This is a genomic window from Aeromicrobium erythreum (assembly GCF_001509405.1).
Lineage (GTDB): Bacteria > Actinomycetota > Actinomycetes > Propionibacteriales > Nocardioidaceae > Aeromicrobium > Aeromicrobium erythreum.
Genome location: NZ_CP011502.1, coordinates 55,525 through 78,491, shown reverse-complemented (window position 1 = coordinate 78,491; position 22,967 = coordinate 55,525). Strand labels below are relative to the sequence as shown.

Here is a 22,967-nt window from a genome sequence, read left to right as displayed (position 1 = left end):
AAGGTGGTCGTGCGTCAGTCGCCCCCGGCCGGAGCCGGCGCGTCAACGGGCGGAGCCAGGTGCCGCACGAGCCACTGCTGGGACGCGTCGAGCCAGTCGCGGTAGTGGCCCATCGCGCAGTGGTCGTCGTCGGGGTAGAGCAGGAGGCTCGCGCCCGGCGCCTGCTCGGCGAGGTCGATCGAGTCCTGCGTGCTCAGCAACGTGTCGTGGTCGCCGTTGACGACCAGCAGCGGCACGCGGACGTCGCGGTAGCGGCGGCGTAGCGACAGGGTGCGGAGCCGGTGGCTCATGGTGAGCAGGGCACGTGAACCGGTGACGGCCTTGAGCGCCTCGAGGATCACCTGCGGCAGACCGATCGCGTTGCCGGGCAGGAACGTGCGGTTGGTCGGCGCGCCGCAGGCGACCGCACAGGTGAGCCGCGGCTCGACCACCGCGAGCCGCGCGGCCCAGTAGCCGCCGAAGCTGACACCGACGACCCCGAGCCGCGTGCCCTCCACCCGCGGGTCGCGGACGAGGTGGTCGACGACGGCGCCGTACACGTCCTCCGAGGCCGGCGACATGGGCTGCCCGTAGGCGTAGCTGCCCGGCATCTCCATGACGAACGTGGCGAGCCCGCTCTCCCGGTAGCGCAGCAGTGGCAGGAGCAGCTCCTGCACCGTCCCCTCGAGCCCGTTCGTCACGAGCACGACGGGCCGCGGCCCCCCGTCCCTCGGGGTGACGAGGTAGCCGCGCACGACGTCGCCGTCCACCGGGACGTCGACCGGCCGGACGTCGACGCCGAGACGTGGGGTCACCACCGGCACGAGCGCGTCGAACAGGCGACGGCTCCGCCAGTACGCGCGCATCCGGCCCGGCGTGTGGCCCGGGAACGCCGCCACCTGCTCGAGGGTGAGGGCCTTGACCCAGGCGTCGAGCGCGGTGAACGCGTCGAGCACCTCGGGCCGGCCGGTCCCGACCACGCGCGACACGTCGTCCGGCGTCGGCTGCGGACCGTGGTCGGCCATCAGCACCGCGGCGTCCTCGAGCGTCCCGAGCGCCACGTCGGGCAGGACCACCTCGCCCGACGTGGCCGCGGAGACGAGCCGACCGGACAGGTCGGTCCCCGCGACGCGGCCCAGCGCCGACTCCGCGACCGTCAGCTGCTCGGCGGCGAGGCGGTGCCAGTACGTCGTCCACCCGCGGTCGCCGAAGGTCCGGCACCGTGCAAGGTGAGTCGCGACGACCGCCGGGTCGAGCCCGCCCATGTTGCTGTAGCGGAGCACGAACAGGGCCGGCAGGAACGGGGCCGTCCCGGTGAACCGCGCCGCGAGGCCCGTGGTGCGTGTCGCGGCACAGGTGGTCACCAGCAGACGACGGACGAACGAGGCGGATCCGGAGGACGACATGGCTGCTCCTGTGACGACTGGTCGGCACTGTAGCCGCTGAGGTACCTTCTGCGGAACAGGTGTTCCGGAAGGTGGTGGCGACCGTGCAGGTCCGACGGATCCGCGTCGATGGACAGGTGCGCACGCAACGACGCACCGACGGCGCGTGGGAGCCGGCCGACGCCAGCCTCACGCCCTGGGACGTCCTCGGGCGCGCGTGGGACGACCCAGCGCCGGAGGACGCAGCACCGGACGACCCTGGCACGCTGCTGCCGTTCCAGCCGCTCTCCTTCCGCGACTACATGCTCTTCGAGCAGCACACCATCGACGCGTCGCGCGGGCTCGTGAGGCGCTTCCACCCCGCGCAGTACCGCGCCGCCCGCGCCGTGGAGCTCCTGACCCGCCGTCCGTTCCCGGCTTTCCGCCCCCACCGGCTGCTGCAGGAGCAGCCGATCTACTACCTCGGCAACCACCTGACCTTCGTGCCCAGCGGCACCGAGATCAGGCCGCCGTCGTACTCGAGCGCGCTCGACTACGAGCTCGAGCTGGGGTTCGTGCTCGCCCGGCCGCTGCTCGACGCGACGCCGGAGGAGGCGACCGCCGCGATCGGCGGCTTCGTGCTGGTCAACGACCTGAGCGCGCGCGACGTCCAGCGTCGAGAGATGGCCAGCGGGTTCGGGCCCCAGAAGTCCAAGCACTTCGCCAGCTCGATGTCGGAGGTGCTCGTGACCGCCGAGGCGGTCCTGCCCCATGTCGACGCGCTGCAGGGACGGGTCGTCGTCAACGGCGAGGTGGTCGCGGAGGTCTCGACGGCCGGGATGCGCTGGAGCCTCGGCGAGGTGCTCGCGCACGCGTCGCGCAGCGAGCGGCTGCTGCCGGGCGAGCTGTTCGCCACCGGCACGCTCCCGGGTGGCAGCGGCATGGAGACGGGTCGCTGGATCGGCCCGGGCGACGAGCTCGAGCTCGTCCTCGACGGGGTGGGCCGCGTCGAGCACCGCGTGCTCCCGGCATGAGCCGCACGTCGACCGACGCCTCGCCGGCCCCGCGTCGCCGACCGCGGGAGGAGCTGCGCGAGGTCCTGCTCGACGTCGCCGAGCGGTCGTTCGCGCGCTCCGGGTACGCGGGGGTCGGGGTCCGCGAGATCACCCGCGACGCCGGTGTCCGCACCGCCACGGTCAGCGAGGTCTTCGGGGGCAAGCGCGAGCTGTTCCGCGCGGTGCTGCTGCGCCGGGTGGAGCCGCTGAACGCCGCGCGTCGGGTCCGGCTGGCGGGGGCGACGTCGCTGGACGACGTGGTCCGGGCGTTCACCGAGCCCATGCTCGAGCAGGCAGGCCGGCCCGGATGGGCGGACTACTTCCGGTTCGTGGCGCAGCTGTCGGTCTCGGCCCTGCCCGAGCAGGTTCTCGTGGCCGAGGAGTACAACGCGATCGCGGCGACGTTCGTCGGTCGGCTCCAGGACCTCTACCCCGACGCCCGACCGGAGGCCGTGCTCGACGCCTACCTGCTGCTGGTCACCTCGAGCCTGCAGCTGTTCGCCGGTCCCGGCCGGTTCGAGTACCTCACCGAGGGCGCGCCCGCCGCGCCCGACCTCGCGACGCGCCACGACTGGCTCGTGCAGTTCGTCTCGGGCGGCCTCGACACGCTGCTGCGCGGCGTGTGAGCGCCGTCAGCCCCGCAGCACCACGGGCCGGACGGTGAGCTGCTGCGCCGACGTCTGCGCGCAGGCCTTCGTCGGCAGCGGCACGAAGACGGCGTCGCGCTGGTTGGGCGGGTAGACGCGCAGGCCGCGCACCGGCGTCGTCGTACACGGAGCGAAGTTCCCGGCCTCGGCCACCTGCAGCAGGGCCTCCGCGCTCGCGCCGGGCGCGAGGGACACGACGGCCGGCGTGCCCTGACGCGCGGCGGGCGCACCCACCTGACGACCCTGCGAGCCCGTGACGAAGGAGACCCCGGGCCATCCGGTCATCAGGCAGGTCGTGCCGCCGGTGTTGCGCAGCAGCACGTCGTCGAACGTGCTGCCGGCGGCGGCGCCGTTCGGGTCGGGGCGCACCGTCACGCGCAGGTCCGCGGTGGTGCACGTCGGGGCCGACGACGTGGACGGCGAGGAGGTCGGGGTCGGCGTCGCGGACGCGGACGACCCCGTGGTGGATGGCGCGGTCGTGGAGGACGGGGCGGTGGAGGTCGGGGAGGGGCGCCCGGACCCGACGGACGGGTCGGAGGCGTCGTGCGAGGAGCAACCGGCCGTCAGCAGGAGCAGCGCCCCGGCGACGACGAGAGGCAGAGTCTTCATGCTCTCGACGCTACGACCGAGCCGACGGTCTGCCGAGGCCTGCGAGACGACTCTTCGCGTCTTCTTCCTCTTCCGTCGCCGGGTCGAACGGCCCCAAAGCGAGGCGGTTTCCCAGAAGTCGGCTCGCCAAGCTCGGTGCGGGTCTAGCCTGCGAGGGCACCCCCTGGAGGCCCCCATGATCCGTCGACCCGAGCAGCGTCGATCAGCGCACCGTCGTCCCACGAACCGGACCGTCCTCGCAGCACTCGCCCTCGTCGCCGGCAGCGTCGCCCTCGCCGCGCCCGCCGAGGCCGCGACCTACGGCGTCACGCTCACCGCGAGCCACGCCCAGCGCGACGTCGGCCAGAAGCTCACGCTCAGCGGCAAGGTCAGCGGCGCGAAGGCGGCCGGCAAGAAGCTCGCCGTCCAGCGCCGTGTCGGCACGGGCGCGTGGAGGACCATCGCCACGCCGCGCACCACGAAGACCCGGACCTTCGCCTCCCGCGTCACCGTCAGCCGCACCGGCACGCAGCAGTACCGCGTCGTCGCCCCGGCCGCCGGCTCCACGCAGCGCGGCGTCAGCCCGGCCCGCACCGTGACGGGCTGGACGTGGCTCGACCTCTACGACGAGTCGTACTACTCCTCCGGCGGCGTCCAGCGCGGCTGGGTCGGGACCGTCAACGGCGGCACGCCGCCGCGGGAGACGCTCGGGCTGTACAGCAGCGACGGGAACGCCGGCAGCCACGGGTTCGTGGGGTGGCGCTCCGAGGGCCAGTGCGACCGCGTCACCGCCGCGATCGGCCTGTCCGACGGCGACTCGACGGCGAAGTACGTCCGGCTCGAGGCCGGCGGACCTGCGCAGCTCCTGGAGGTGCAGCCCAGCGAGATCACGAAGGTCGACGTGCCGCTCGTCGACGACGCGGGCTTCTCGCTGCGACGGTTCGAGGGGTCGGGTGGCGGCTACGTGGTCGTCGAGTCGCCCCGGGCGCACTGCCGGGTCGACCGGATGCCGATCGCCTACGACTGACCGGCCCTGTCGGTCAGCGCTTGCGCTGCAGGAACGCCGTCATCGCCTCGCGTGCCTCGTCGCTGCCGAACAGGCGGGCCGACTGGGCGGCGACGTCGTCGCCGAGCGCGTCGATCCGGGCGACAAGGTCGTGGTTGAGCAGTCGCTTCGTCTCCCGCAGGCCCTGCGGGTAGCCCTGCACGAGGTCTGCGAGCACGGCGGCGACCGCGGCGGCGAGGTCGGCGTCGGGCACGGCGCGGGTGACGAGGCCAGCGGCCTGCGCCTCGCGCGCGTCGAACTGACGGCCGGTGAGGAACAGCTCGGCCGCGGCACGGTCGGTGAAGCGTTCGAGCAGCGTGAGGGAGATGACCGCCGGCGCCAGGGCGAGCCGCACCTCCGAGAGCGCGAACGTGACCGACTCGGCCGCGACCACGACGTCGGCGGCCCCGACGATGCCGAGCCCGCCCGCCCGCACGGGCCCCGCGAGCTCGACCACCACGGGCGTGCCGGCGGTCGCGATCTGGCGCTGGAGCGCCACGATCGCCCGCGCGCCCTCCTCCATCCCGCCGCTCGCCGCCTCGGACAGGTCGGCGCCGGAGCAGAACACCCGGTGCGCCGACCGCACCAGCACCGCCCGCACGTCCGCGTCGGCGTCCGCCTGCGCGAGCCGGTCGGCCAGCTCCGTCACCAGCTGACGACTCAACGCGTTCCGGTTGTGCTCGCTGTCGAGCGTCACCGTCGCGACCCCGTCGGCGACGTCCAGGTGCACCAGCTCTGCCATGACCAGCTCCTCAGCTCTCGTGGGCGCCAGAGATTCCCAGGTCGACCTGGGAATCCCAGCGAAGCACGGAGTGCTTTCCGTGCAAACGTCAGAAAATCGTGCCTCGCTGGGAGATTCCCAGGTGGACCTGGGAATCTCCGCTCAGTAGGACTTCGGCAGCCCCAGCGAGAACTGGGCGACGAAGTTGAGTGCCATCTCCTTCGACACCGGCGCGATGTTGCTGAGCCGGGAGGAGGCGACGGCCTGGACGAGACCGTACTCCAGCGCCAGGCCGTTGCCGCCGTGCGTCTGGATGGCCTGGTCGACGGCCTTCGCCGCCGCCTCGCCGGCCGCGACCTTGGCCATGTTGGCGGCCTCGCCGGCGCCCATGAGGTCGCCGGCGGCGTAGAGCGCGGCGGCCTTCTGGGTGAGCAGGCGGGCCATCTCGACGTCGATGTGCAGCCGGGCGAGGGGGTGGCTGATGGCCTGGTGCGCGCCGATCGGCTTGCCCCACACCTCGCGCTCCTTGGCGTAGGCGACGGCCTTGCGGATCGCCCAGCGAGCCGTTCCGGTGGCCATCGAGGCGGCCATGATGCGCTCGGGGTTGAGGCCCGCGAACAGCTGCTCGAGGCCGGCGTCCTCCTGGCCGACGAGTGCGTCGGCGGCCACGCGCACGTCGTCGAAGAACAGCGTGAACTGCTTCTCCGGGCTCACGACGCCCATCTCGATCTGCTGCTTCGTGAATCCGTCGGCGTCGGTCGGCACCATGAACAGCGCCGGCTTCAGCTTGCCGGTCCGGGCGTCGGAGTACCGGGCGACGACGAGCAGGTGACTCGCCTCGTCGACGCCGGAGATGTACGTCTTGGTGCCGTTCAGCACCCAGCTGCCGTCCTCGGCCTTCTCGGCGTGCGTGACGATGTTGTGGGAGTTGGAGCCGGCGTCGGGCTCGGTGATGGAGAAGGCGTACGTGGCAGTGCCGTCGGCCAGGCCGGGCAGCCAGCGCTCCTTCTGCTCCTGCGTGCCGTACTGCGCGATGGTGGTGCCGACGATCGCCGGGCTCACCACCATGAGCAGCAGCGGGCAGCCCGCCGTCGCCAGCTCCTCGCACACCGCCGCGAGGTCGCCGATGTCGCCGCCCCCGCCCCCAAACTCCTCGGGGATCGACACGCCGAGGTAGCCCAGACGTCCCGCCTCCGCCCACAGCTCGGTGGTCTTGCGGCCCTCGGCGGCGGCCTCGTGGAAGTACTTCTCCCCGTACTTCGCGCCGAGCGACGCGACGGCCTTGCGGAGCTCGCGCCGCTCCTCGGACTCGGTGAACTGGCTCATGCTGGATCCCCTTCGATGACGGCCAGGACGGCCCCGGACTCGACCTGCTGGCCCGCCGTCACGGCGAGCTCCGCGACCACGCCGTCGGTCGGCGCGGTGATGGTGTGCTGCATCTTCATGGCCTCCAGGACGACGACCACGTCGCCCTTCTCGACCTGCTGACCGGCCTCCACGCCGACCTTCACGACGCTCGCCGGCATCGGCGCGAGGAGCGAGCCCTCCGCCAACACGTCGGCGGGGTCGACGAACGTGGGGACGACGTCGAACGACAGCGACCCGGCGGGGCCGTCGACGTCGACCGTCTCCTCGCCGACCGCGACGCGGTAGGCCTCCGTGACCCCGTCGACGGCGAGCACCACCCGCTCGGGCTCGACGGAGACGACGTCGGCGAGGTCGCTGACCAGCCTGCCGCCCTCGGCCCGGTACTCGACGACGAGCTCGTCGTCGCCGAGACGCAGCCGACGGGTGCGCGGCTGGCTGGGCACGTTGCGGAACGCGGTCGGGATGCGGGAGAGGACCGGCGACGACGTGGACGCCGACCGTGCCTGCGCGAGCGCCGCCGCGAGGGCCGAGCGTCGGACGGCGTCGTCGTCGAGCAGCGGACGGGTCCAGGCCTCGATCCGCTCCCCGAGCAGCGCGGTGTGCACGCGCCCGGCGGCGAACTCCTCGTCGGCGAGGGCCCCGCGCAGCAGCCCGAGGTTCGTCGTCAGGCCGTGCACGCGCGTGCGACGCAGGGCGTCGTCGAGCCGGCGCACCGCCTGGGCGCGGTCGGCGCCGTGCGCCACGACCTTGGCGATCATCGCATCGTAGAAGTGGGTGACGACCGAGCCGGACTCCACGGCGGAGTCGGTGCGCAGGCCCGGGCCTTCGGGCACCTCGAAGGTGCGCAGGGTGCCGGTCTGCGGCGCGTAGTCGTCGGCCGGGTCCTCGGCGTAGAGGCGTACCTCGACGGCGTGGCCGCTGGGCCCGGCAGGCCGCTCGGCGGGCAGCGGGTGGCCCTCCGCGACGGAGAGCTGCAGCGCGACGAGGTCGACGCCGAACACCTCCTCGGTCACGGGGTGCTCCACCTGCAGGCGGGTGTTCATCTCCAGGAAGTAGACGCGGCCGTCGTCGGCGTGGCCGTCGGCCACGAGGAACTCGACCGTGCCGGCACCGACGTACCCGACCGCCTCGGCGGCGTTTCGCGCCGCGTCGTGCAGGGTGCGGCGCACGGGGTCGCTCAGGTTCGGCGCGGGGGCCTCCTCGACGACCTTCTGGTGACGTCGCTGGAGGGAGCAGTCGCGGTCGCCGAGGATCCAGGTGGTGCCGTGGGTGTCGGCCAGCACCTGCACCTCGACGTGGCGGGCGGTCGGCAGGTAGGGCTCGACGAACACGGTGTCGTCGCCGAACGCCGACGCCGCCTCCGCGGCGGCCGCAGTCAGCTCGCCCTCGAGGTCCTCCGCGCGCTCGACGACGCGCATGCCGCGCCCGCCGCCGCCGGCCGACGCCTTCACGAGCAGCGGGAAGTCCTCGGGGCGTGCGGTCGCGGGATCGACGCTGAGGATCGGCACGCCCGCGTCGGCCATGAGCTCCTTGGCGCGGATCTTGCTGCCCATCGCGTCGATCGACTCGGGCGTCGGGCCGATCCACGTGAGACCGGCGTCGGCGACGGCGCGCGCGAATCCGGCGTTCTCCGACAGGAAGCCGTAGCCGGGGTGGACGGCGTCGGCGCCGGCGCGGCGGGCCGCGTCGACGACGAGGTCGGCGCGCAGATAGGTCTCGCCGGGCGCGTTCCCCTCGAGCCGGACGGCGACGTCGGCCTCGGCCACGAACGGTGCGGAGGCGTCGGCGTCGGAGTGCACGGCGACGGTGCGGATGCCGAGGTCGCGGCAGGTGCGGAACACCCGCCGCGCGATCTCCCCCCGGTTCGCCACCAGGACGGTGCGGATCATGAGGAGGTCCTTTCGATCGTCAGCAGGAGCGCTGATCCGGCCAGGGTGGTCTCGATACGCCCGGAGCACGCTCCTGCGGCCCCCGCAAGCGGGAGGTGCCCCCAGCGGCTCCGCGCTACTCGACCAGCGACACGGTTCCGCTGGTCGAGTAGGCACGACGGCGAGCGCCAGCGAGCTGGTCGTGACGTATCGAGACCACTCGGCAACGGATCAGCGTGGAGCGAGTCCCAGCGTCGGCTCGGGGTGGTCTCGATACGCCTCCCCTCGCTGGCGCTCGTGGAGGCACTCGACCAGCGGCGTGCGCGCGTCACAGGCGGAACACCCCGTAGCCGCGGGCGCCCTCGACGGGGGCGGTGTGGATGGCCGACAGGCAGATGCCGAGGATCGCGCGGGTGTCGCGGGGGTCGATGACGCCGTCGTCGTAGCCCATGCCCGACGTGAAGTAGGCGAGCGACTGCTCCTCGATCTGCTGCTCGACGTAGTCCTTGACGCCCCGGAAGCCCTCGGCGTCGAACGGCTGTCCCTTCGACTCCGCCGACTGGCGGGCGACGATCTCCATGACGCCCGCGAGCTGCGCGGGGCCCATCACGGCCGACTTCGCACCGACCCAGCTGAACATGAAGCGCGGGTCGTAGGCGCGTCCGCTCATGCCGTAGTGCCCGGCGCCGTAGGAGGCGCCCATGACGACCGACAGGTGCGGGACCTTGGAGTTGGAGACGGCGTTGATCATCTGGGCGCCGTGCTTGATGATGCCGCCCTGCTCATACTCCGCACCGACCATGTAGCCGGTCGTGTTGTGCAGGAACAGCAGGGGCGTGTCGGTCTGGTTGGCCAGCTGGATGAACTGCGCGGCCTTCTGCGCCTCGGCGCTGAACAGCACCCCTTGCGCGTTCGCGAGGATGCCGATCGGGTAGCCGTGCAGCTGCGCGTAGCCGGTGACGAGGCTCGAGCCGTAGAGCGGCTTGAACTCGTCGAACTCGCTGCCGTCGACGAGCCGGGCGATGACCTCGCGCGGGTCGAAGGGGATCTTCAGGTCGGTGGGGACGATGCCGAGCAGGTCCTCGCCGTCGAGGACCGGCTCGGCGTAGTCGGCGCGCGGGGTCGCGCCCTTCTTGCGCCAGTTGAGCCGGCGCACGACCTGGCGGCCGAGCCGGATCGCGTCGTGCTCGTCGACGGCGAGGTAGTCGGCCAGGCCCGACGTCTTCGCGTGCATCGACGCACCGCCGAGCGACTCGTCGTCGGACTCCTCGCCGGTGGCCATCTTCACGAGCGGCGGTCCACCGAGGAACACCTTGGCGCCACCGTCGACCATGATCACGTAGTCGCTCATGCCGGGGATGTACGCGCCGCCGGCGGTGGAGTTGCCGAAGACGAGCGCGACGGTCGGACGTCGGTCCTCGCTGGCGCGGGTGATGTTGCGAAAGCTCGCGCCACCCGGGATGAAGATGTCCTTCTGCGTGGGCAGGTCGGCGCCGCCGGACTCGACGAGGTTGATCGTCGGGAGGCCGTTCTCCTCGGCCACCTGCGCGGCGCGGAAGCCCTTCTTGACGGTGACCGGGTTCGACGAGCCACCCTTCACCGTGGGGTCGTTGGCGACGATCATGCACTCGACGCCCTCGACGACGCCGATGCCGGTGATGATCGAGCCGCCGACGGTGAAGTCGGTGCCCCAGCCGGCGAGCGCGCCGAGCTCGAGGAACGGGGTGTCGGGGTCGACGAGCAGCTCGATGCGCTCGCGGGCGGTCAGCTTGCCGCGCGCGTGGTGCCGCGCGACGTACTTCTCCCCTCCCCCGGCGAGCGCCTTCGCGTGCTGCTCGGCGAGGTCGGCGACGCGCTCCAGCATCTGGGCGCGGTTGTCGGCGTAGGCGGCCGACGTCGGGTCGATGGTGGTCTTCACGGCATGCCTCTCAGTAGCCCAGCAGCTTCGCGGACAGGTCCTTCATCACCTCGGTGGCGCCGCCGCCGATGCCGAGGATGCGGGCGTCGCGGTAGTGGCGGTCGATCTCGGACTCGCGCATGTAGCCCATGCCGCCGAAGACCTGCACGGCCTCGTGCACCACGTGCTCGACGGCGGCGACGGCGACGTTCTTGGCGGTGACGGCGTCGAGGATGAGCGACGGGTCGGTCTTGGGCGTCTCCAGCGAGCGGACCAGCGCCTGCCGGGTCAGGGCCCGCGCGGCCGACGTGCGGGCGTGCATCTCGACGAGCTTGTGGCGGATCACCTGGCGCGCGATGAGCGGCTTGCCGAACGTGTCGCGCTCGCGGGCGTACGCCACGGCGAGGTCGAGTGCCCGCTGGGCGGTGCCGTACGCCTGCACGGCCAGCCCGAGCCGCTCGCCGACGAACTGCTGCATGACGAGGTAGAAGCCGCCGTTCTCCTCGCCGACGAGGTTCTCGACGGGCACGCGGACGTCGTCGAAGGCGAGCTCAGCGGTGTCGGAGCAGTGCCAGCCCATCTTGCGCAGGCTCCTGCTCACCGTGAAACCGGGCGTGTCCTTGTCGATGACGAGCAGCGAGATCCCGGCGTGACCGTCCCCGCCGGTGCGGACGGCGGTCGTGACGAAGTCGGCCCGCACGCCCGAGGTGATGAACGTCTTCGCGCCGTTGACGACGTAGTGGTCGCCGTCGCGCACCGCGCGGGTGCGGATGTTCGCGACGTCAGAGCCGCCGCTGGGCTCGGTGACGCCGAGCGAGCCGATCTTCTCCCCCGCCAGCGTCGGCCGGACGTACAGGTCGACGAGCCGCGAGCCACCGGCGCCCGACGACGCCGCGTCGATGATGTGCGGCAGGGCGATGGAGTGCGTGAACAGGCTGGCCTGCAGACCGGTGGAGCCGCCGGCCGCGAGCATCGCCTCGGTGACGACGCACGCGTCGACGGCGTCGCCGCCGGCACCGCCGACCTCCTCGGGGTACCCGACGGCGAGGAAGCCGGCCTTCGCGGTGGCCGCGTGCAGCTCGCGCGGGAGCTGGCCGTCGTCCTCCCACTGCGGCAGGTGCGGCACGATCTCGCGGGTGGTGAACTGCTCGACGGCGGTGCGCAGGGCCTGCCGCTCGGGGGTCGCGAACAGGTCGCTGTGGGAGGTGGTCACGGGCGTCGTCCTTCGAGGAGTCGGGTGGGCACTGCGGTCACGCGGGCGCGCAGCCACTCACCGACCGCCTTGGCCTGCGGGTCGAGCCGGGTCGACGACGACACGCCCTCTCCCAGCAGGCCGTGGACGACGACGTTGACGCCGCCGAGGTTCGGCAGCGGGTGCACGTCGACGTCGAGGTCGGCGGCCTCGGGCAGCATCCCCTGCACCCAGCCGGCGTTGACGATGCCGACGAGCCACGCGACGGCGTCGGCGCGGCGCGGGTGGTCGGCGGGGATCCAGAGCCCGACGTTCGCGTCGCCGCCCTTGTCGCCGGAGCGCGCGTGCACGAGCTCGCCGAGCGGCCGGGGCTGGCTCGCGCCGAGGTCGGGAGCGGCGGTCACGTCAGCCGGCTCCACCGCGACGTCGGCGGTCGTGGCGGGTGGGGCCACGTCCTCACGTCGGCCGTCGGCGTGCACGACGACGTGCGGGACCTCCGACTGCGGCACGTACGCCGGGCGGTACACGCCGTACGGCGTGCCGCGCCCGGGCGGGGCGGTGAGCGTGAAGCCCGGGTACGACGCGAGCGCGACGTTGACGAACGCGTCGCTGAACGCGCGGCCGACCGGCTCGGGCCGGCTGCTCTTGGCGGCGCACCGCAGGTAGGACGTGGCCGAGGCCTGGGTGGGCGGGTCGTAGACGTCGGTGCGGTCGAGGGTCCACACGAGCTCGTCCGGCGGGTCGTCCTGCAGCGCCGCCTCCACCTCCCGACGCACCCACGCGGCCTTCGCCTCGATGTCGAGGCCGGTGAGGAGCAGGTCGACGCCGTTGCGGAACCCGCCGAGCAGGTTGAGGCAGACCTTCGTGGTGGCGGGCGGCGGCGTGCCGCGGACGCCGCTGATGCGGACCCGGTCGGGGCCCTCCTGCGTCAGGGCGAGGGTGTCGAGGTGCGCGACGACGTCGGGGTTGAGGTAGGCCGGACCCTGCACCTCGTAGAGCAGCTGTGCGGTGACGGTGTCGACGGTGACGGCTCCGCCGGTCTCCGTCGTGCCGGTGCTCGCGTGCTTGGTGATGACGCTGCTGCCGTCGGCGTCGACCTCCGCGACGGGGAAGCCGAGCGGACGCCAGGTGTCGAGGTCGCGGAAGCCGCTGAAGTTGCCGCCGGTGGCCTGCGTGCCGCACTCGATCACGTGGCCGGCGACCAGGGCGCCGGCGAGCGCGTCGAGGTCGTCGCGGCCCCAGCCGTGCGCGTGGATGGCCGGACCCATGACGACCGAGGCGTCGGTGACACGGCCGGTGACGACGACGTCGGCGCCGGCGTCGAGCGCTGCGGCGATGCCGAACGCCCCGAGGTAGGCGTTGGCGGTGAGCAGGCTGCCTCCGCCGACGTCGCTCAGGCCGAGCTCGGCCGCCCGCGGCAGCAGGTCGTCACCCTCCACGTGCGCGACCTGCACGTCGATCCCCTGCTCCTGCGCCAGCTCGCGGATGCGTGCGGCGAGGCCGGCCGGGTTGAGGCCGCCGGCGTTGGCGACGACCTTCACGCCCTTCTCGCGGGCGAGCGCGAGTCCGTCCTGCAGCTGGCGCAGGAAGGTCTTCGCGTAGCCGGCCTCGGGGTCCTTCATCCGGTCCTTGCCGAGGATGAGCATGGTCAGCTCGGCCAGGTAGTCGCCGGTGAGGTAGTCGAGCTCGCCGCCCTCCAGCATCTCCCGGAACGCGGTAGGCCGGTCGCCGTAGTAGCCGGAGCAGTTGCCGATGCGGACGGTCACCTCGGCAGCATCGCACCGGACGTTACAAACAGTCAAGCCTGCTTGTTTGTTCTTGGACGGTCCGCCGACTACCCGGCACCATGAGGGCATGCCCACACCGCCCGGTCTCGACCTCACCGTCGAGGAGCTGCGCGCCGTGGTGCGGTTCGCGGCTGCCTGCGCTGCCGACGTCCTGCCCGTCTTCGAGTCGGCCGTCGACGACGACGCGCGTCCGCGAGAGGCGCTCGACGCCGCGCGGGCCTTCGCCGACGGTGCCGCGCGCTCGAACCGTCAGCGCACGACCGCCTTCGCCGCCCACCGGGCCGCCCGGGACGCACCCGACGAGGTGGCCCGTCTCGCTGCACTGGCCTGCGCGGACGCGGCGGGCGCGGCCTACCTGCACCCGCTCGCCCAGGCGACCCAGGTCGGGCACGTCCTGCGGTCGGCAGCCTGCGTGGCACGAGTCGCCGAGCTACGCGGCGAGGACGTCGGGGTCGTGCGGGCCACACTGGCCGAGCGCGCCGCGCCTCCTGTGCCCGCGGTGCTGCGCCGTTACCCCCGGCCTCGGCGCGGTCGCACCCGGCTGGAGGAGCTGCTCGTCGTCCTGGACACGGCAGTGCGCGGCAGCGACGCGCGCTGACCTGCCGCATCCACGTGCGAGCGGTCCGCGCTACGCGTTCTCCTCCTCGCGGCTACTGAGTTCTCGGTCGGGCCCGTCTGACCTCGCCTCGACGCGCGCAGGGTGGGACGAACTGCAGCGGCACCGGGACCGTTGCGCCCTCCTCGGAGCAGGGAGCCACCGATGACACCTCACATGACCAGTGGCCCGTCGATCGACCAGGCCGCCCGCACAGGCGGCGGCGACCAGTCATGAGCAGCCTGGTCAACGAGCAGCCGGCGCCCACCACGGGCGGCGTGCCGCTCCCGCAGCCGCGTCCCGTGTGGGTGGGCTGCCTGTGGCAGCACGACGACGGGCCGATGAAGGAGACCGTGCCGGCGTGGGCCACGCACCGGTCGGGAAAGCTGATCCTCTGCGACTTCTGGGACCCGAGGACCGGCGACGAGCGAGCCCACTGGATGGAGGCGTCGTTCGTGCGACCTCGCCCGATCCGCACCCGCACCCCGCAGCTGCGACGGCACCCGGCGGCGGCACCGAGCCCCCGCACCGTCGTGCCGGGCACGCCGCGACCACGGTCGCAGGAGTGACGCAGGCGCCTGCGCTCGGGCCTCAGCGCTCCGAGAGCCGCTTCGGGTCGGCACCGGGGAGTCCGGCGAAGGCCTGCGCGACGTCGAGCCAGTGGTCGGCGTCCGCGCCGTCGGCCCGGACGTCGACGTCGTCGCGGTGACGTCGACGCGTCGCGAGCAGGGCGAAGTCCCACGCGTCGCCCGTGACCCGCTGCTCCGCGCCCTCCTCGCCCCACGTCCACGTCTCGCCCGACGGCGCCGCGAGCTCGACCCGCACCTCGCTCGTCGGCGGCTCCTCGCCGCGCATCACGTAGGCGAAGCCGCGGGTGCGGACGCCGAGGTGGCAGACGTGCCGGACGCGGTCGGTCCGGGGCACCTCGATGCCGAACGTCTCGGCGACGTCGTGCGCGTGCGCCCACGTCTCCATGAACCGGGCCGACGCCATCGACGTCGGGCTCATCGGCGGACCGAACCACGGGACGCGCTCCCCGTCCGGCACGGCGCGCAGCGCGTCGGCGAGGGCGTCGCGACCGGCGCGCCAGGCGTCGAGGAGCATCGGCACGGGCTTCGCGGCCCACGTGTCGGCCGCGGTGTCGACGTACCCCGTCGGGTCCTGCGCCGCCTCCTTCAGCAGCGCGCCGAACGCCTCCGCGTCGGTGACCGCCGCGAGCGACGTCTCGTCGGTCCAGGCGAGGTGGCCGACCTGGTGGGCGACGGTCCAGCCCTCGGGTGTCGTGACGGCACCCCACTCCTGGATCGGCAGGTCGGCGACCCAGCCGTCGAGCTGGTCCCCCTCGGCGGCGAGGTCGGCGAGCACCTGCTCGAGGCGTTCCCGTGGGCTCGTGGATGACATGTCAGCGCTCCAGTCCGGTGTCGAGGGTGACGGCCCACGCGTCGAGCACGGCGGCCCGGCGTCGGCTGTCGTCGGTGAGGGTGCCGGCGAGGCCGAGCCCGCGCAGCAGGTCGAGCGTGGCCTGGACGAGCTCGCGGTTGCGGCCTCGCTGCTCGTCGACGTCGAGCAGCTCGAGGGCGTACGCGTGCGTCTCCCGACCCACGCGACGCTCGAGCGGTGCGACGGCCTCGCGCAGGTCGGGGTCGGTGCGGGCGGCCACCCACAGCTCGAGCGCGGCGAAGAAGACGGGCGACGTGAACTGCTCGGCCAGCACGTCGAGCACCGCGCGCGTGCGCCCGACGTCGGGCAGCGTGCGCACCGTGTCGGCCATCGCGTGCCGTCGACGCTCGGTGAGGTGCTCCACCGCCCCGACGACCAGCGCCTGCTTGCTCGGGAAGTGGTGGAGCTGGGCGCCGCGGCTCACCCCGGCGCGCTGCGAGACGACCGTGGTCGACGTGCCCGACCAGCCGAGCTCCACGAGGCACTCGACGGTCGCCTCCATGAGCCGCAGCCGCATGGCCGCGGTGCGCTCGGCCTGCGGCGTCCGGGTCGTCGTCACGAGAGCATCATGGGCGCAGGTCGCACAAACAGGCAAGTCTGACGGTTAGTTCGGCGGTCGCCCCACGTGGCACACGTCTCGTACGTCCTGCCCACTTCTGATTCGCAGCGGGGTCGAGGATCGGTACGCTGCGACGCACCCATTCTTCGGAGGACCCATGAGCGACGAGACGCCCACCAGCCCCCCGCCCCCGCCCGCACCCGACGGACCGGCGACCCCTGACGCCACCGTCGAGCAGCCCGCCGCACCCGAGGCCGCGTCGGCCGCCGGCGGCGGGAACGGCAAGAAGATCGCGCTCGGCATCGGCGCGGTCGTCGCCGTGGCTGCCGTCGGCGGAGGCGCCTACGCCTGGACCCAGCTGTCCGGCGGCGGCACCCAGCCCCACAACGTGCTCCCGGCCGACACCATCGCCTACGTCCGGCTCGACCTCGACCCGTCGGCCAGCCAGAAGATCGACCTCTTCCGGCTCGCACGCCGCGTGCCCGAGCTGTCGCAGGAGCTCGGCATCAAGGACGAGGGCGACGACCTGCGCAAGATCGTGCTGGAGGACGCGCTGAAGGGCTGTGACGACGTCGACTACGCCAAGGACGTCGAGCCGTGGCTCGGCGAGCGCGTCGGCCTGGGCGTCGGCCCGAACCTGCAGGACGAGGAGGAGTCGCTGCGGATCGCCGTGCAGGTCACGGACGAGACGGCCGCGAAGGCCGGCATCGGCAAGCTCTTCGGGTGCAGCGGCGAGGAGTTCGGCATCGGCTTCCTCGACGGCTACGCCATCGTGACGCCCACCCAGAAGAGCGCCGACGCTGCGGTGAAGGCCGCGTCGTCGGAGTCGCTCGCCGACGACGCCGACTTCGCACGCGACCAGGACGCGCTCGACGAGCAGGGCGTCCTGTCCGGGTGGGTCGACGTCAAGGACGGTCTCGCGGCGATCAAGAAGGCCGGCATCGACGACGTGCTCGGCCCGGACGCCGCCCAGCTGGAGACGCTCGCCGACGAGACCAGCAGCCTGGCGTTCGCGCTCTCCGCCTCGTCGACGTCGCTCACCCTCGACGCCGTCGCCCACGAGGGCGACAAGCCGACGAAGCTGCCGCAGGTCCGCGGCCTCGGCGCCCTGCCCGAGGACACCGTGGTCGGGCTGACCGTCCCTGGCGGCGGCAAGGCCGTCGAGGAGAACTGGGACGAGATCAAGACCAGCCTGGGCGACCTGCTCAGCCTGCGGGACTTCTTCACGGTGCCCGGTCTCGGCTCGCCCAGTCCGCAGCCGGAGTTCGACGCCGAGGCGTACGCGGCCGATCCCGAGGGCTACGAGGAGGAGTACCTCGCCCAGCTGCAGCAGCAGACGGCCCCGCCGTCGGCGAGCAGCGCCGACGTCGACGCGACGCTCGAGGAGATCGAGAAGACCCTCGACGTCACGCTGCCCGACGACCTCGTGACGCTCCTCGGCGACGCCTTCTCGGTCTACGTGGGTCGCGAGGGCCTCGAGGACATCGCCGGACCGCAGGGTCCTGCCGACCCGGCCGACGTGGCCGTGGGTCTCGTGACGGAGGGCGACGAGGCGAAGGCTGCCGACCTCGCCGACCGCCTCACGGCGTCGCTGCAGCGTCTGGCCGGCGTCGAGCTCGCCACGTCGACGGGCGACGACGCGGACTCGATCGCGACCTCGCCGAAGGTCGCGAAGGAGCTCGTCGAGGACGGCGACCTCGCCGGCACCGACCTCTTCTCCTCGGTGATCGACGGCGACGGCGAGGCCGGCGGCCTCTTCGTCGACGTCGGCGCGATCCTCGACGCCGTCGCCAAGGCCGAGCCCGCTGTCGAGCAGGACGACGTGTTCACCAGCCTGCGCAACATCGCGGCCGTCGGCTTCAGCAGCACGAGCCCGCAGGACGGCTACACCGGGTTCTCGGCGTCGGTCGCGTTCACCGAGCGGAAGCAGTAGTCCTCGACACCCGGGTGGAGGTGTGGGAGGAATGACGGCATGACGTCGTTCGTCTCCCACACCTCCGTCGACTGCTCCGACGCGTACGAGCTCAGCGAGTTCTGGAAGCTGGTGCTCGGCTACGTCGACGTCGCCGACGACCCCAACGAGCCCGGCCACGAGGAGTGCATGATCCTCGACCCCGAGACCGGCCACCAGCTGCTGTTCATCGAGGTGCCCGAGACCAAGACGGTGAAGAACCGCCTGCACCTCGACCTGCGCCCCCGGACTGGCACCCGCGACGCCGAGGTGGCTCGGCTGGTCGCGGCCGGCGCCACGCAGGTCGCCGACCGGCGCGGCATCCACGGCCCGGGGTCGGGCTGGGTCGTGCTGGCCGACCCCGAGGGCAACGAGTTCTGCGTCCTGCGCTCCCCCGAGGAGCTCGCCGGCGAGACGGCCTGACGCAGCCCGGCCTCCGCGCCCGCGGGTGGGCTAGGTGCGGGCGTCGAGCGCCCGGCGCAGCAGGGGGCGCCACCGCGGCTGGTCCACGGTCGTGAGGGCCAGGCCGGCCGTGACCACGACCGCCACGACCCACGCACCGACCAACATGACGGTGACCCCTTCGTGCACCGCGCGCGGCAGGAGCGTGACGGTGCCGAGCACCACCGCGACACCGACGAGGCCGGCCAGCGACAGGTCGATCGCGCGACCCACGGCATCGGTCCAGCTCGCGTCGCGGCGGACCCCGAACCACGCCGCCACCCCGAGCAGCAGCACCAGGCTCAGCAGGTCGATGCCGCGCGCGAGGGCCACCAGGGGCAGCAGCACGATGACGGCCTGGAGCGGACGGGGGCGCACGGGCGTCATCCTGCCAGCAGGATCTTCCTGAAGAATTGGCCAAGAATCGCGCCGATGTGATCGGATGGCCTCACCGTCCCCCGATCGAAGTGAGCCGACCCATGCGCCGACTCGTCCTGTCCCTCCTCCTGGCACCTCTGCTGTGCCTCGTCGGTCTCGCCGCCCCGGCGTCCGCCGCGCCGGTGATCCAGGAGTTCACCGTCAACGGCTCCTCGACCGACCTGACGCTGCAGCCCGGTGAGGAGCTCGACGTCGTCTGGGACGTCACCAGCACCGAGACGCCCACCGTGACCGCCACGGGCACCGGCTGGTCGGGCACGCTCGACCCGTCCGGCACGCAGCGCGTCGCCGGTCCGGAGGCCGGTGAGTCGCTCACGTTCGGCTTGGAGACCACCGACTCCACCGGCACCACGTCGGCCACGACGATCACGGTCACCGCGCAGGACGAGCCCGACGGCGTCACGCCGCCGCCCGTCGTCGTCCAGGGCTGCACCGTCGTCGTGCCGCGCTCGGACTCCTTCGATTACGGGCTCGCCTACTTCGGCGACACCGAGAACACCGAGCCCATCGAGGCCGGCACCTACCGAGCCTCGGCGCTGACGTCCGGCGGGTTCCTCGATGTCACGATCGTCGCCGAGCCGCGCGCCGACGTCACCGTGGCCGACGGCGCCGTCACCACCTGGGACGTCCCGAGCGGCGAGGACTGCGAGAGCGAGCTGTTCACGGTGAGCACCGCGCCCTGCAGCTTCACGGTGCGCAACATCGCCGGCAGACCGATCGAGTTCCTCTACGGCGACGGCTTCGCCGAGCGCGCCGACGGCCAGCTCACGCTGGCGCCCGGCCAGCAGCGCACCGTGAAGACCCCGCGCGCCGCCCTGCTGGCCGTCGGCATCGCTGGCGACGAGGAGGACCCGGAGCTGCAGACTCTCGGCTTCGAGGTCCCCCAGACCGGCTGCGACGGCGGTGCCGTGGGCGCCGGCGGAAGCGCCTGGCCGTTCCCGAACAACGCCCCGGCTGCCGGCGTGACGGTCGCCGAGCACGACGGCACCCCGGCCTGGCTGCCGGTCGGCCTCCTGGTCGTCCTCGGTGTGGCCGCCGGCGCCGCGCGCGGCCGTGCGTCGCGCTGATCCACGCCTCCTGGCCGCCGCCGCGCTCCTCGTGGGCGTGGCGGCGGTCGTCGCGTTCCTGCTGACCCGCGGCGAGGACGTCGAGCAGCGCCCGGCTGCCGCAGCGACGTCGCCGTCCGCCTCCCGGGCGCCGTCGGACCAGCCGAGCGGCTTCACCCCGGCACGGGTGCGCATCCCGTCCATCGACGTCGACGCCCCGGTGGTCGGGCTCGGCACGGGCGACGACGGCGCCCAGGAGGTGCCCGAGCGGCTCGACGTCACGGGCTGGTGGCGCGACGGAGCGCAGGTCGACGGCCCCGGTAGCGCAGCGATCGTCGGACACACCGCCTCACGCGGCGCGGCCGTCTTCGACCGGCTCGGCGAGCTCGCCGCGGGCGACCGCGTCAGCGTCGACGGGCGGCGCGACGGCGAGCGCGCGGCGTTCGTCGTCCGCGCAGTGCGCACGGTGCCCGTCGAGCAGTTCCGCCGCATCGCGCAGGCCGTGTACCGCACGTCGGGCCCGACCAGCCTCGTCCTCATGACGTGCGGCGACTACGACGGCAGCGACTTCCGCTCGACCGTCGTGGTCGTGGCGACCCCCGTCCGGTCCTGAGCCCGTCGGACCTCGTCCGGGTCGCCGTCGGTCAGCCGACGAGGGCGGCGACCCCCCGCACGACCATCACCACGAGCAGGACCTTCGCGACGAGCCGGACGGTCCGGTGTGCGCGGCGGAAGCCCAGGAGGGTGAGCGCGAGCACGAGCGCGCTGAGGAACGGGTTGACCCACAGGAGCGCGAACCCGATCAGCCCGGCGGCGTAGGCGCTGTCAGGATGGTGCCGTGCGAGCGAGCTGCTCACCATGTCTCGTGCCTCCCGTCGGTGTCCGCACGCCCAGCCAAGCGCACCTGACGACCCGCGTCCCAGGAATGGGCCGAACTGCCGATGCGGAGAGAACGACGACCGCGCGGCTGAGCCGGGCTCAGCCCGCGCCGAAGAACCAGCGGCGGCGTCCCTCGCCGACCAGCTCGCCGTCGAGCACTGCGTCGTCGGTGCGGGTCGCGGGCTCCTCAGGCACGACCTCGCCGACCACGGGCTCCTCGTGCGTCGGGTCGTCGTGTCGCCGCGGGTCGGCCTCGGTGGAGGTCACCGACTCCTCACCCACCGACCGGCGGGCGAAGTCGGCGGCGAGCCGCAGCGCCTGACGGCTCTCGGGCAGCGTGTCGGCGAGCACCGGGAAGGCGTGCACCTGGCCCCGCCAGAGGTGCGTCTCGACGGTCACGCCGCGCTCGGACAGCAACAGCGCCATCGCCTCCACCTCGGGCCGCAGCATCTCGTCCTCCACCGCGACGAAGAACGTCGGCGACGTGATGTGGTCGGCCGCGTCGAGCGGCGAGACCTCACCCTCGATGGCCGAGCCCTCGGGCAGCCAGCGCTCGCGGATCACCGCGACGCGCCCGATCGGCAGGTAGGCGTCGCGCACCCGGGCCACGCGTGCCACGCCCTCCTTGTCGATGCGGTCGGGGTCGAGGCTCAGCAGCGGCGAGAAGGTCAGCAGGGCGGCCGGCGCGGGCAGCCCCCGGCGGTTCGCCAGCTCGGCGATCTTCATGGTCAGGTAGCCGCCCGCGGAGTCGCCCGCCACGACGATCTTGTCGGGCTGGTCGCTCATCTCCACGAGCGCCGCGTAGGCGCGGATGGCGTCGTCGACCGAGTCCGCCACCGAGCCCTCGGGCAGCTGCACGTACTCGACGGAGATCACCGTCGCGCCCGTGTAGAGGGCGAGCCGCTCGCAGATCCGGCGGTGCGTCTCGATGCCGCAGGAGAAGAACCCACCGCCGTGCAGGTAGAGCAGCGTCATCTCGCTGGTCGGGCCGTAGCGGTGCGTCATCGACTCCACGTGCACGCCGTCGAGCTCGAAGGAGACCGGCTCGACGAAGCGCGACCGCGGACCGCGGGCCGAGAGCTTGTCGAGGGAGCGCAGCGTCGTGAGGGTCCGGTCGTTGAGCGGCGCGAGGCGCAGCAGCGGCTTGAAGACCAGCCGGGTGGTGCGACCAAGGACCCGGCTCTTGAGGCTGACGTCCTCGTGCACCACGGCCTCGTCGTAGACCACCCGCATGGGTCGGTGCCGCAGCGGCAGCCCCTGGCGGGCCCGCTGCGTCACGACGGCGACGCGGGGTCGCGGACGCACCGGGGCGGCGGTACTGGCGTCGCTGTCGGAGCCGACGCCGGGGAGCAGCGCCCTCAGACGACGCAGGACGGAACGCACGGACATACCGTCACCATACTCCCGGTATGCGCAGGTCAGGCGGCCGTGAGCAGGTCAGTCGGCCTGGAAGCGCGCGTCGACCTCGACCCGGACCACGACGTCCTCCGGCACCAGGGCGAGTCCCGAACGGTCGGCGCCGGCGTCCAGTCGGTGCGTCACCGCACCGACGACCACCGCGTCGCCGCGACCGTCGAGCATGCCCGGGTCGGCGAGCTGCAGCGCCACCACCCGACCACGGCGCACGGCGTCGGCGTACGTCTGCGCCTTGGTCACCGCGTCGTCGACGGCGGCCTTGCGGACTTCCGCCTCCAGCACCCGTCGGCTGCGGACGCCGAGGTCCCACTCGATCGGCAGCACCTCCACCCCGGCCACGCCGGCCCAGTGGTCGAGGAAGCCGTTCATGCGCTCGAAGTCGACGAACTCGGCCCGCAGCTGCACCGAGGCCGTGTGCACGACCTCCTCCGACCGTCGGTCACCGACCCAGGGGCGGCTGCCGTGGACCGTCACCTGGTCGCTGGACCACGTGTCGACCGCGCCCAGGGCGGCGAGGTCGCGCAGGTGTCCCGCGAGCGGCTCCTGCAGCGCCGCCGCCCGGTCGCGGACGTCGGCCCGGTCGGTCCCCTCCACGACGGCCTCGAGCCGCACGAGGGCGCGCTCGGCCGGATGACGCGCCTCGGCCACGCCGCGCACGGTGATCTGCACTCCCATCCGGACATTCTCCCCA

At 73.1% G+C, this 22,967-nt stretch carries 23 protein-coding genes; 9 read left to right on the top strand and 14 right to left on the bottom strand.

The features are described from left to right. Positions 1 to 14: 14 nt before the first annotated feature. A complete protein-coding gene (locus Aeryth_RS00390; protein WP_067853127.1) occupies positions 15 to 1,385 on the bottom strand; it encodes an alpha/beta hydrolase family protein in 1,371 nt (456 codons plus the stop codon). A gap of 59 nt (positions 1,386 to 1,444) precedes the next feature. Here Aeryth_RS00390 and Aeryth_RS00385 point away from each other — a divergent pair, with 59 nt between their 5' ends. Together Aeryth_RS00385 and Aeryth_RS00380 are read left to right on the top strand one after the other, a co-directional pair. Further along, complete coding sequence (locus Aeryth_RS00385) at positions 1,445 to 2,377, top strand: fumarylacetoacetate hydrolase family protein (RefSeq protein WP_236749781.1); 933 nt, start codon at positions 1,445 to 1,447, stop codon at positions 2,375 to 2,377. After that, positions 2,374 to 3,024 (top strand): TetR/AcrR family transcriptional regulator, encoded by a 651-nt coding sequence (locus Aeryth_RS00380; protein ID WP_067853124.1) that lies wholly within the window; start codon positions 2,374 to 2,376, stop codon positions 3,022 to 3,024. The genes Aeryth_RS00385 and Aeryth_RS00380 overlap by 4 nt, the downstream gene beginning before the upstream one ends. Before the next feature lie 6 nt (positions 3,025 to 3,030). Here the strand turns inward: Aeryth_RS00380 and Aeryth_RS00375 are convergent, their stop codons facing one another. Continuing rightward, positions 3,031 to 3,654 (bottom strand): DUF4232 domain-containing protein, encoded by a 624-nt coding sequence (locus tag Aeryth_RS00375; protein WP_067853122.1) that lies wholly within the window; start codon positions 3,652 to 3,654, stop codon positions 3,031 to 3,033. A gap of 175 nt (positions 3,655 to 3,829) precedes the next feature. Here Aeryth_RS00375 and Aeryth_RS00370 point away from each other — a divergent pair, with 175 nt between their 5' ends. Then, positions 3,830 to 4,660 carry a hypothetical protein gene (locus Aeryth_RS00370; protein WP_067853119.1) on the top strand — a complete coding sequence of 277 codons (831 nt, stop codon included), beginning with the start codon at positions 3,830 to 3,832 and terminating at the stop codon, positions 4,658 to 4,660. 13 nt (positions 4,661 to 4,673) lie between these two features. Here the strand turns inward: Aeryth_RS00370 and Aeryth_RS00365 are convergent, their stop codons facing one another. The 6 genes from Aeryth_RS00365 to Aeryth_RS00340 all read right to left on the bottom strand — a co-directional run bounded on the left by Aeryth_RS00365 (position 4,674) and on the right by Aeryth_RS00340 (position 13,490). Next, complete coding sequence (locus tag Aeryth_RS00365; protein ID WP_067853117.1) at positions 4,674 to 5,420, bottom strand: enoyl-CoA hydratase-related protein; 747 nt, start codon at positions 5,418 to 5,420, stop codon at positions 4,674 to 4,676. A 141-nt stretch (positions 5,421 to 5,561) separates the two neighbouring features. Then, a complete protein-coding gene (locus Aeryth_RS00360; RefSeq protein WP_067853114.1) occupies positions 5,562 to 6,725 on the bottom strand; it encodes an acyl-CoA dehydrogenase family protein in 1,164 nt (387 codons plus the stop codon). Further along, positions 6,722 to 8,656: an acetyl/propionyl/methylcrotonyl-CoA carboxylase subunit alpha gene (locus tag Aeryth_RS00355; protein ID WP_067853111.1), complete on the bottom strand. Its 1,935-nt coding sequence runs from the start codon at positions 8,654 to 8,656 to the stop codon at positions 6,722 to 6,724. The genes Aeryth_RS00360 and Aeryth_RS00355 overlap by 4 nt, the downstream gene beginning before the upstream one ends. A gap of 307 nt (positions 8,657 to 8,963) precedes the next feature. Then, positions 8,964 to 10,553 (bottom strand): acyl-CoA carboxylase subunit beta, encoded by a 1,590-nt coding sequence (locus Aeryth_RS00350; protein WP_417863925.1) that lies wholly within the window; start codon positions 10,551 to 10,553, stop codon positions 8,964 to 8,966. Between the two features lie 10 nt (positions 10,554 to 10,563). Further along, the gene (locus tag Aeryth_RS00345; protein ID WP_144433610.1) at positions 10,564 to 11,745 is read right to left on the bottom strand and encodes an acyl-CoA dehydrogenase family protein; all 1,182 of its coding nucleotides are present in this window, start codon (positions 11,743 to 11,745) and stop codon (positions 10,564 to 10,566) included. After that, the gene (locus Aeryth_RS00340; RefSeq protein WP_236749780.1) at positions 11,742 to 13,490 is read right to left on the bottom strand and encodes an acyclic terpene utilization AtuA family protein; all 1,749 of its coding nucleotides are present in this window, start codon (positions 13,488 to 13,490) and stop codon (positions 11,742 to 11,744) included. Before Aeryth_RS00340 ends, Aeryth_RS00345 begins: the two co-directional genes overlap by 4 nt. Positions 13,491 to 13,578: 88 nt before the next feature. On the opposite strand from Aeryth_RS00340, the gene Aeryth_RS00335 reads away from it, so the two are divergent. Together Aeryth_RS00335 and Aeryth_RS00330 are read left to right on the top strand one after the other, a co-directional pair. Next, a complete protein-coding gene (locus Aeryth_RS00335; RefSeq protein WP_067853109.1) occupies positions 13,579 to 14,109 on the top strand; it encodes a putative immunity protein in 531 nt (176 codons plus the stop codon). Between the two features lie 230 nt (positions 14,110 to 14,339). Then, entirely contained in the window at positions 14,340 to 14,675 is a 336-nt protein-coding gene (locus tag Aeryth_RS00330; protein ID WP_067853107.1) for a hypothetical protein, read from the top strand. A 22-nt stretch (positions 14,676 to 14,697) separates the two neighbouring features. Here the strand turns inward: Aeryth_RS00330 and Aeryth_RS00325 are convergent, their stop codons facing one another. Both Aeryth_RS00325 and Aeryth_RS00320 read right to left on the bottom strand, forming a co-directional pair. Then, complete coding sequence (locus Aeryth_RS00325; protein ID WP_067853105.1) at positions 14,698 to 15,507, bottom strand: TIGR03084 family metal-binding protein; 810 nt, start codon at positions 15,505 to 15,507, stop codon at positions 14,698 to 14,700. 1 nt (position 15,508) lies between these two features. Further along, complete coding sequence (locus tag Aeryth_RS00320) at positions 15,509 to 16,105, bottom strand: TetR/AcrR family transcriptional regulator (protein ID WP_236749779.1); 597 nt, start codon at positions 16,103 to 16,105, stop codon at positions 15,509 to 15,511. A 157-nt stretch (positions 16,106 to 16,262) separates the two neighbouring features. Here Aeryth_RS00320 and Aeryth_RS00315 point away from each other — a divergent pair, with 157 nt between their 5' ends. Together Aeryth_RS00315 and Aeryth_RS00310 are read left to right on the top strand one after the other, a co-directional pair. After that, positions 16,263 to 18,038 carry a DUF3352 domain-containing protein gene (locus Aeryth_RS00315; RefSeq protein WP_067853102.1) on the top strand — a complete coding sequence of 592 codons (1,776 nt, stop codon included), beginning with the start codon at positions 16,263 to 16,265 and terminating at the stop codon, positions 18,036 to 18,038. Between the two features lie 39 nt (positions 18,039 to 18,077). After that, positions 18,078 to 18,479, top strand: coding sequence for a VOC family protein (locus tag Aeryth_RS00310; protein WP_067853100.1), 402 nt, complete (start codon positions 18,078 to 18,080; stop codon positions 18,477 to 18,479). Between the two features lie 30 nt (positions 18,480 to 18,509). Here the strand turns inward: Aeryth_RS00310 and Aeryth_RS00305 are convergent, their stop codons facing one another. Beyond that, positions 18,510 to 18,875 carry a hypothetical protein gene (locus Aeryth_RS00305; protein WP_067853097.1) on the bottom strand — a complete coding sequence of 122 codons (366 nt, stop codon included), beginning with the start codon at positions 18,873 to 18,875 and terminating at the stop codon, positions 18,510 to 18,512. A gap of 101 nt (positions 18,876 to 18,976) precedes the next feature. On the opposite strand from Aeryth_RS00305, the gene Aeryth_RS00300 reads away from it, so the two are divergent. Continuing rightward, on the top strand, positions 18,977 to 20,002 hold the full coding sequence (locus tag Aeryth_RS00300) for a hypothetical protein (protein WP_067853093.1): 1,026 nt from the start codon (positions 18,977 to 18,979) through the stop codon (positions 20,000 to 20,002). Then, positions 19,989 to 20,594, top strand: a complete 606-nt coding sequence (locus Aeryth_RS00295; RefSeq protein WP_158509154.1) for a class F sortase — start codon at positions 19,989 to 19,991, stop codon at positions 20,592 to 20,594. Before Aeryth_RS00300 ends, Aeryth_RS00295 begins: the two co-directional genes overlap by 14 nt. A 31-nt stretch (positions 20,595 to 20,625) precedes the next feature. Here Aeryth_RS00295 and Aeryth_RS00290 read toward each other — a convergent pair whose 3' ends face one another. The 3 genes from Aeryth_RS00290 to Aeryth_RS00280 form a co-directional block, all read right to left on the bottom strand. After that, positions 20,626 to 20,841 carry a hypothetical protein gene (locus Aeryth_RS00290; protein WP_067853088.1) on the bottom strand — a complete coding sequence of 72 codons (216 nt, stop codon included), beginning with the start codon at positions 20,839 to 20,841 and terminating at the stop codon, positions 20,626 to 20,628. Positions 20,842 to 20,959: 118 nt separating this feature from the next. Continuing rightward, on the bottom strand, positions 20,960 to 22,249 hold the full coding sequence (locus tag Aeryth_RS00285; protein WP_067853085.1) for an alpha/beta hydrolase: 1,290 nt from the start codon (positions 22,247 to 22,249) through the stop codon (positions 20,960 to 20,962). Positions 22,250 to 22,297: 48 nt separating this feature from the next. Then, entirely contained in the window at positions 22,298 to 22,951 is a 654-nt protein-coding gene (locus Aeryth_RS00280) for an SIMPL domain-containing protein (RefSeq protein WP_083516148.1), read from the bottom strand. Positions 22,952 to 22,967 lie beyond the last annotated feature (16 nt).

Bases quoted from the DNA above. Each gene is read 5' to 3' on its own strand.
- Aeryth_RS00390 (WP_067853127.1), bottom strand. From the start codon at position 1,385: ATGTCGTCCTCCGGATCCGCCTCGTTCGTCCGTCGTCTGCTGGTGACC.
- Aeryth_RS00380 (WP_067853124.1), top strand. From the start codon at position 2,374: ATGAGCCGCACGTCGACCGACGCCTCGCCGGCCCCGCGTCGCCGACCG.
- Aeryth_RS00375 (WP_067853122.1), bottom strand. From the start codon at position 3,654: ATGAAGACTCTGCCTCTCGTCGTCGCCGGGGCGCTGCTCCTGCTGACG.
- Aeryth_RS00370 (WP_067853119.1), top strand. From the start codon at position 3,830: ATGATCCGTCGACCCGAGCAGCGTCGATCAGCGCACCGTCGTCCCACG.
- Aeryth_RS00365 (WP_067853117.1), bottom strand. From the start codon at position 5,420: ATGGCAGAGCTGGTGCACCTGGACGTCGCCGACGGGGTCGCGACGGTG.
- Aeryth_RS00360 (WP_067853114.1), bottom strand. From the start codon at position 6,725: ATGAGCCAGTTCACCGAGTCCGAGGAGCGGCGCGAGCTCCGCAAGGCC.
- Aeryth_RS00355 (WP_067853111.1), bottom strand. From the start codon at position 8,656: ATGATCCGCACCGTCCTGGTGGCGAACCGGGGGGAGATCGCGCGGCGG.
- Aeryth_RS00335 (WP_067853109.1), top strand. From the start codon at position 13,579: ATGCCCACACCGCCCGGTCTCGACCTCACCGTCGAGGAGCTGCGCGCC.
- Aeryth_RS00330 (WP_067853107.1), top strand. From the start codon at position 14,340: ATGAGCAGCCTGGTCAACGAGCAGCCGGCGCCCACCACGGGCGGCGTG.
- Aeryth_RS00325 (WP_067853105.1), bottom strand. From the start codon at position 15,507: ATGTCATCCACGAGCCCACGGGAACGCCTCGAGCAGGTGCTCGCCGAC.
- Aeryth_RS00315 (WP_067853102.1), top strand. From the start codon at position 16,263: ATGAGCGACGAGACGCCCACCAGCCCCCCGCCCCCGCCCGCACCCGAC.
- Aeryth_RS00310 (WP_067853100.1), top strand. From the start codon at position 18,078: ATGACGTCGTTCGTCTCCCACACCTCCGTCGACTGCTCCGACGCGTAC.
- Aeryth_RS00300 (WP_067853093.1), top strand. From the start codon at position 18,977: ATGCGCCGACTCGTCCTGTCCCTCCTCCTGGCACCTCTGCTGTGCCTC.
- Aeryth_RS00290 (WP_067853088.1), bottom strand. From the start codon at position 20,841: ATGGTGAGCAGCTCGCTCGCACGGCACCATCCTGACAGCGCCTACGCC.
- Aeryth_RS00285 (WP_067853085.1), bottom strand. From the start codon at position 22,249: ATGTCCGTGCGTTCCGTCCTGCGTCGTCTGAGGGCGCTGCTCCCCGGC.
- Aeryth_RS00280 (WP_083516148.1), bottom strand. From the start codon at position 22,951: ATGGGAGTGCAGATCACCGTGCGCGGCGTGGCCGAGGCGCGTCATCCG.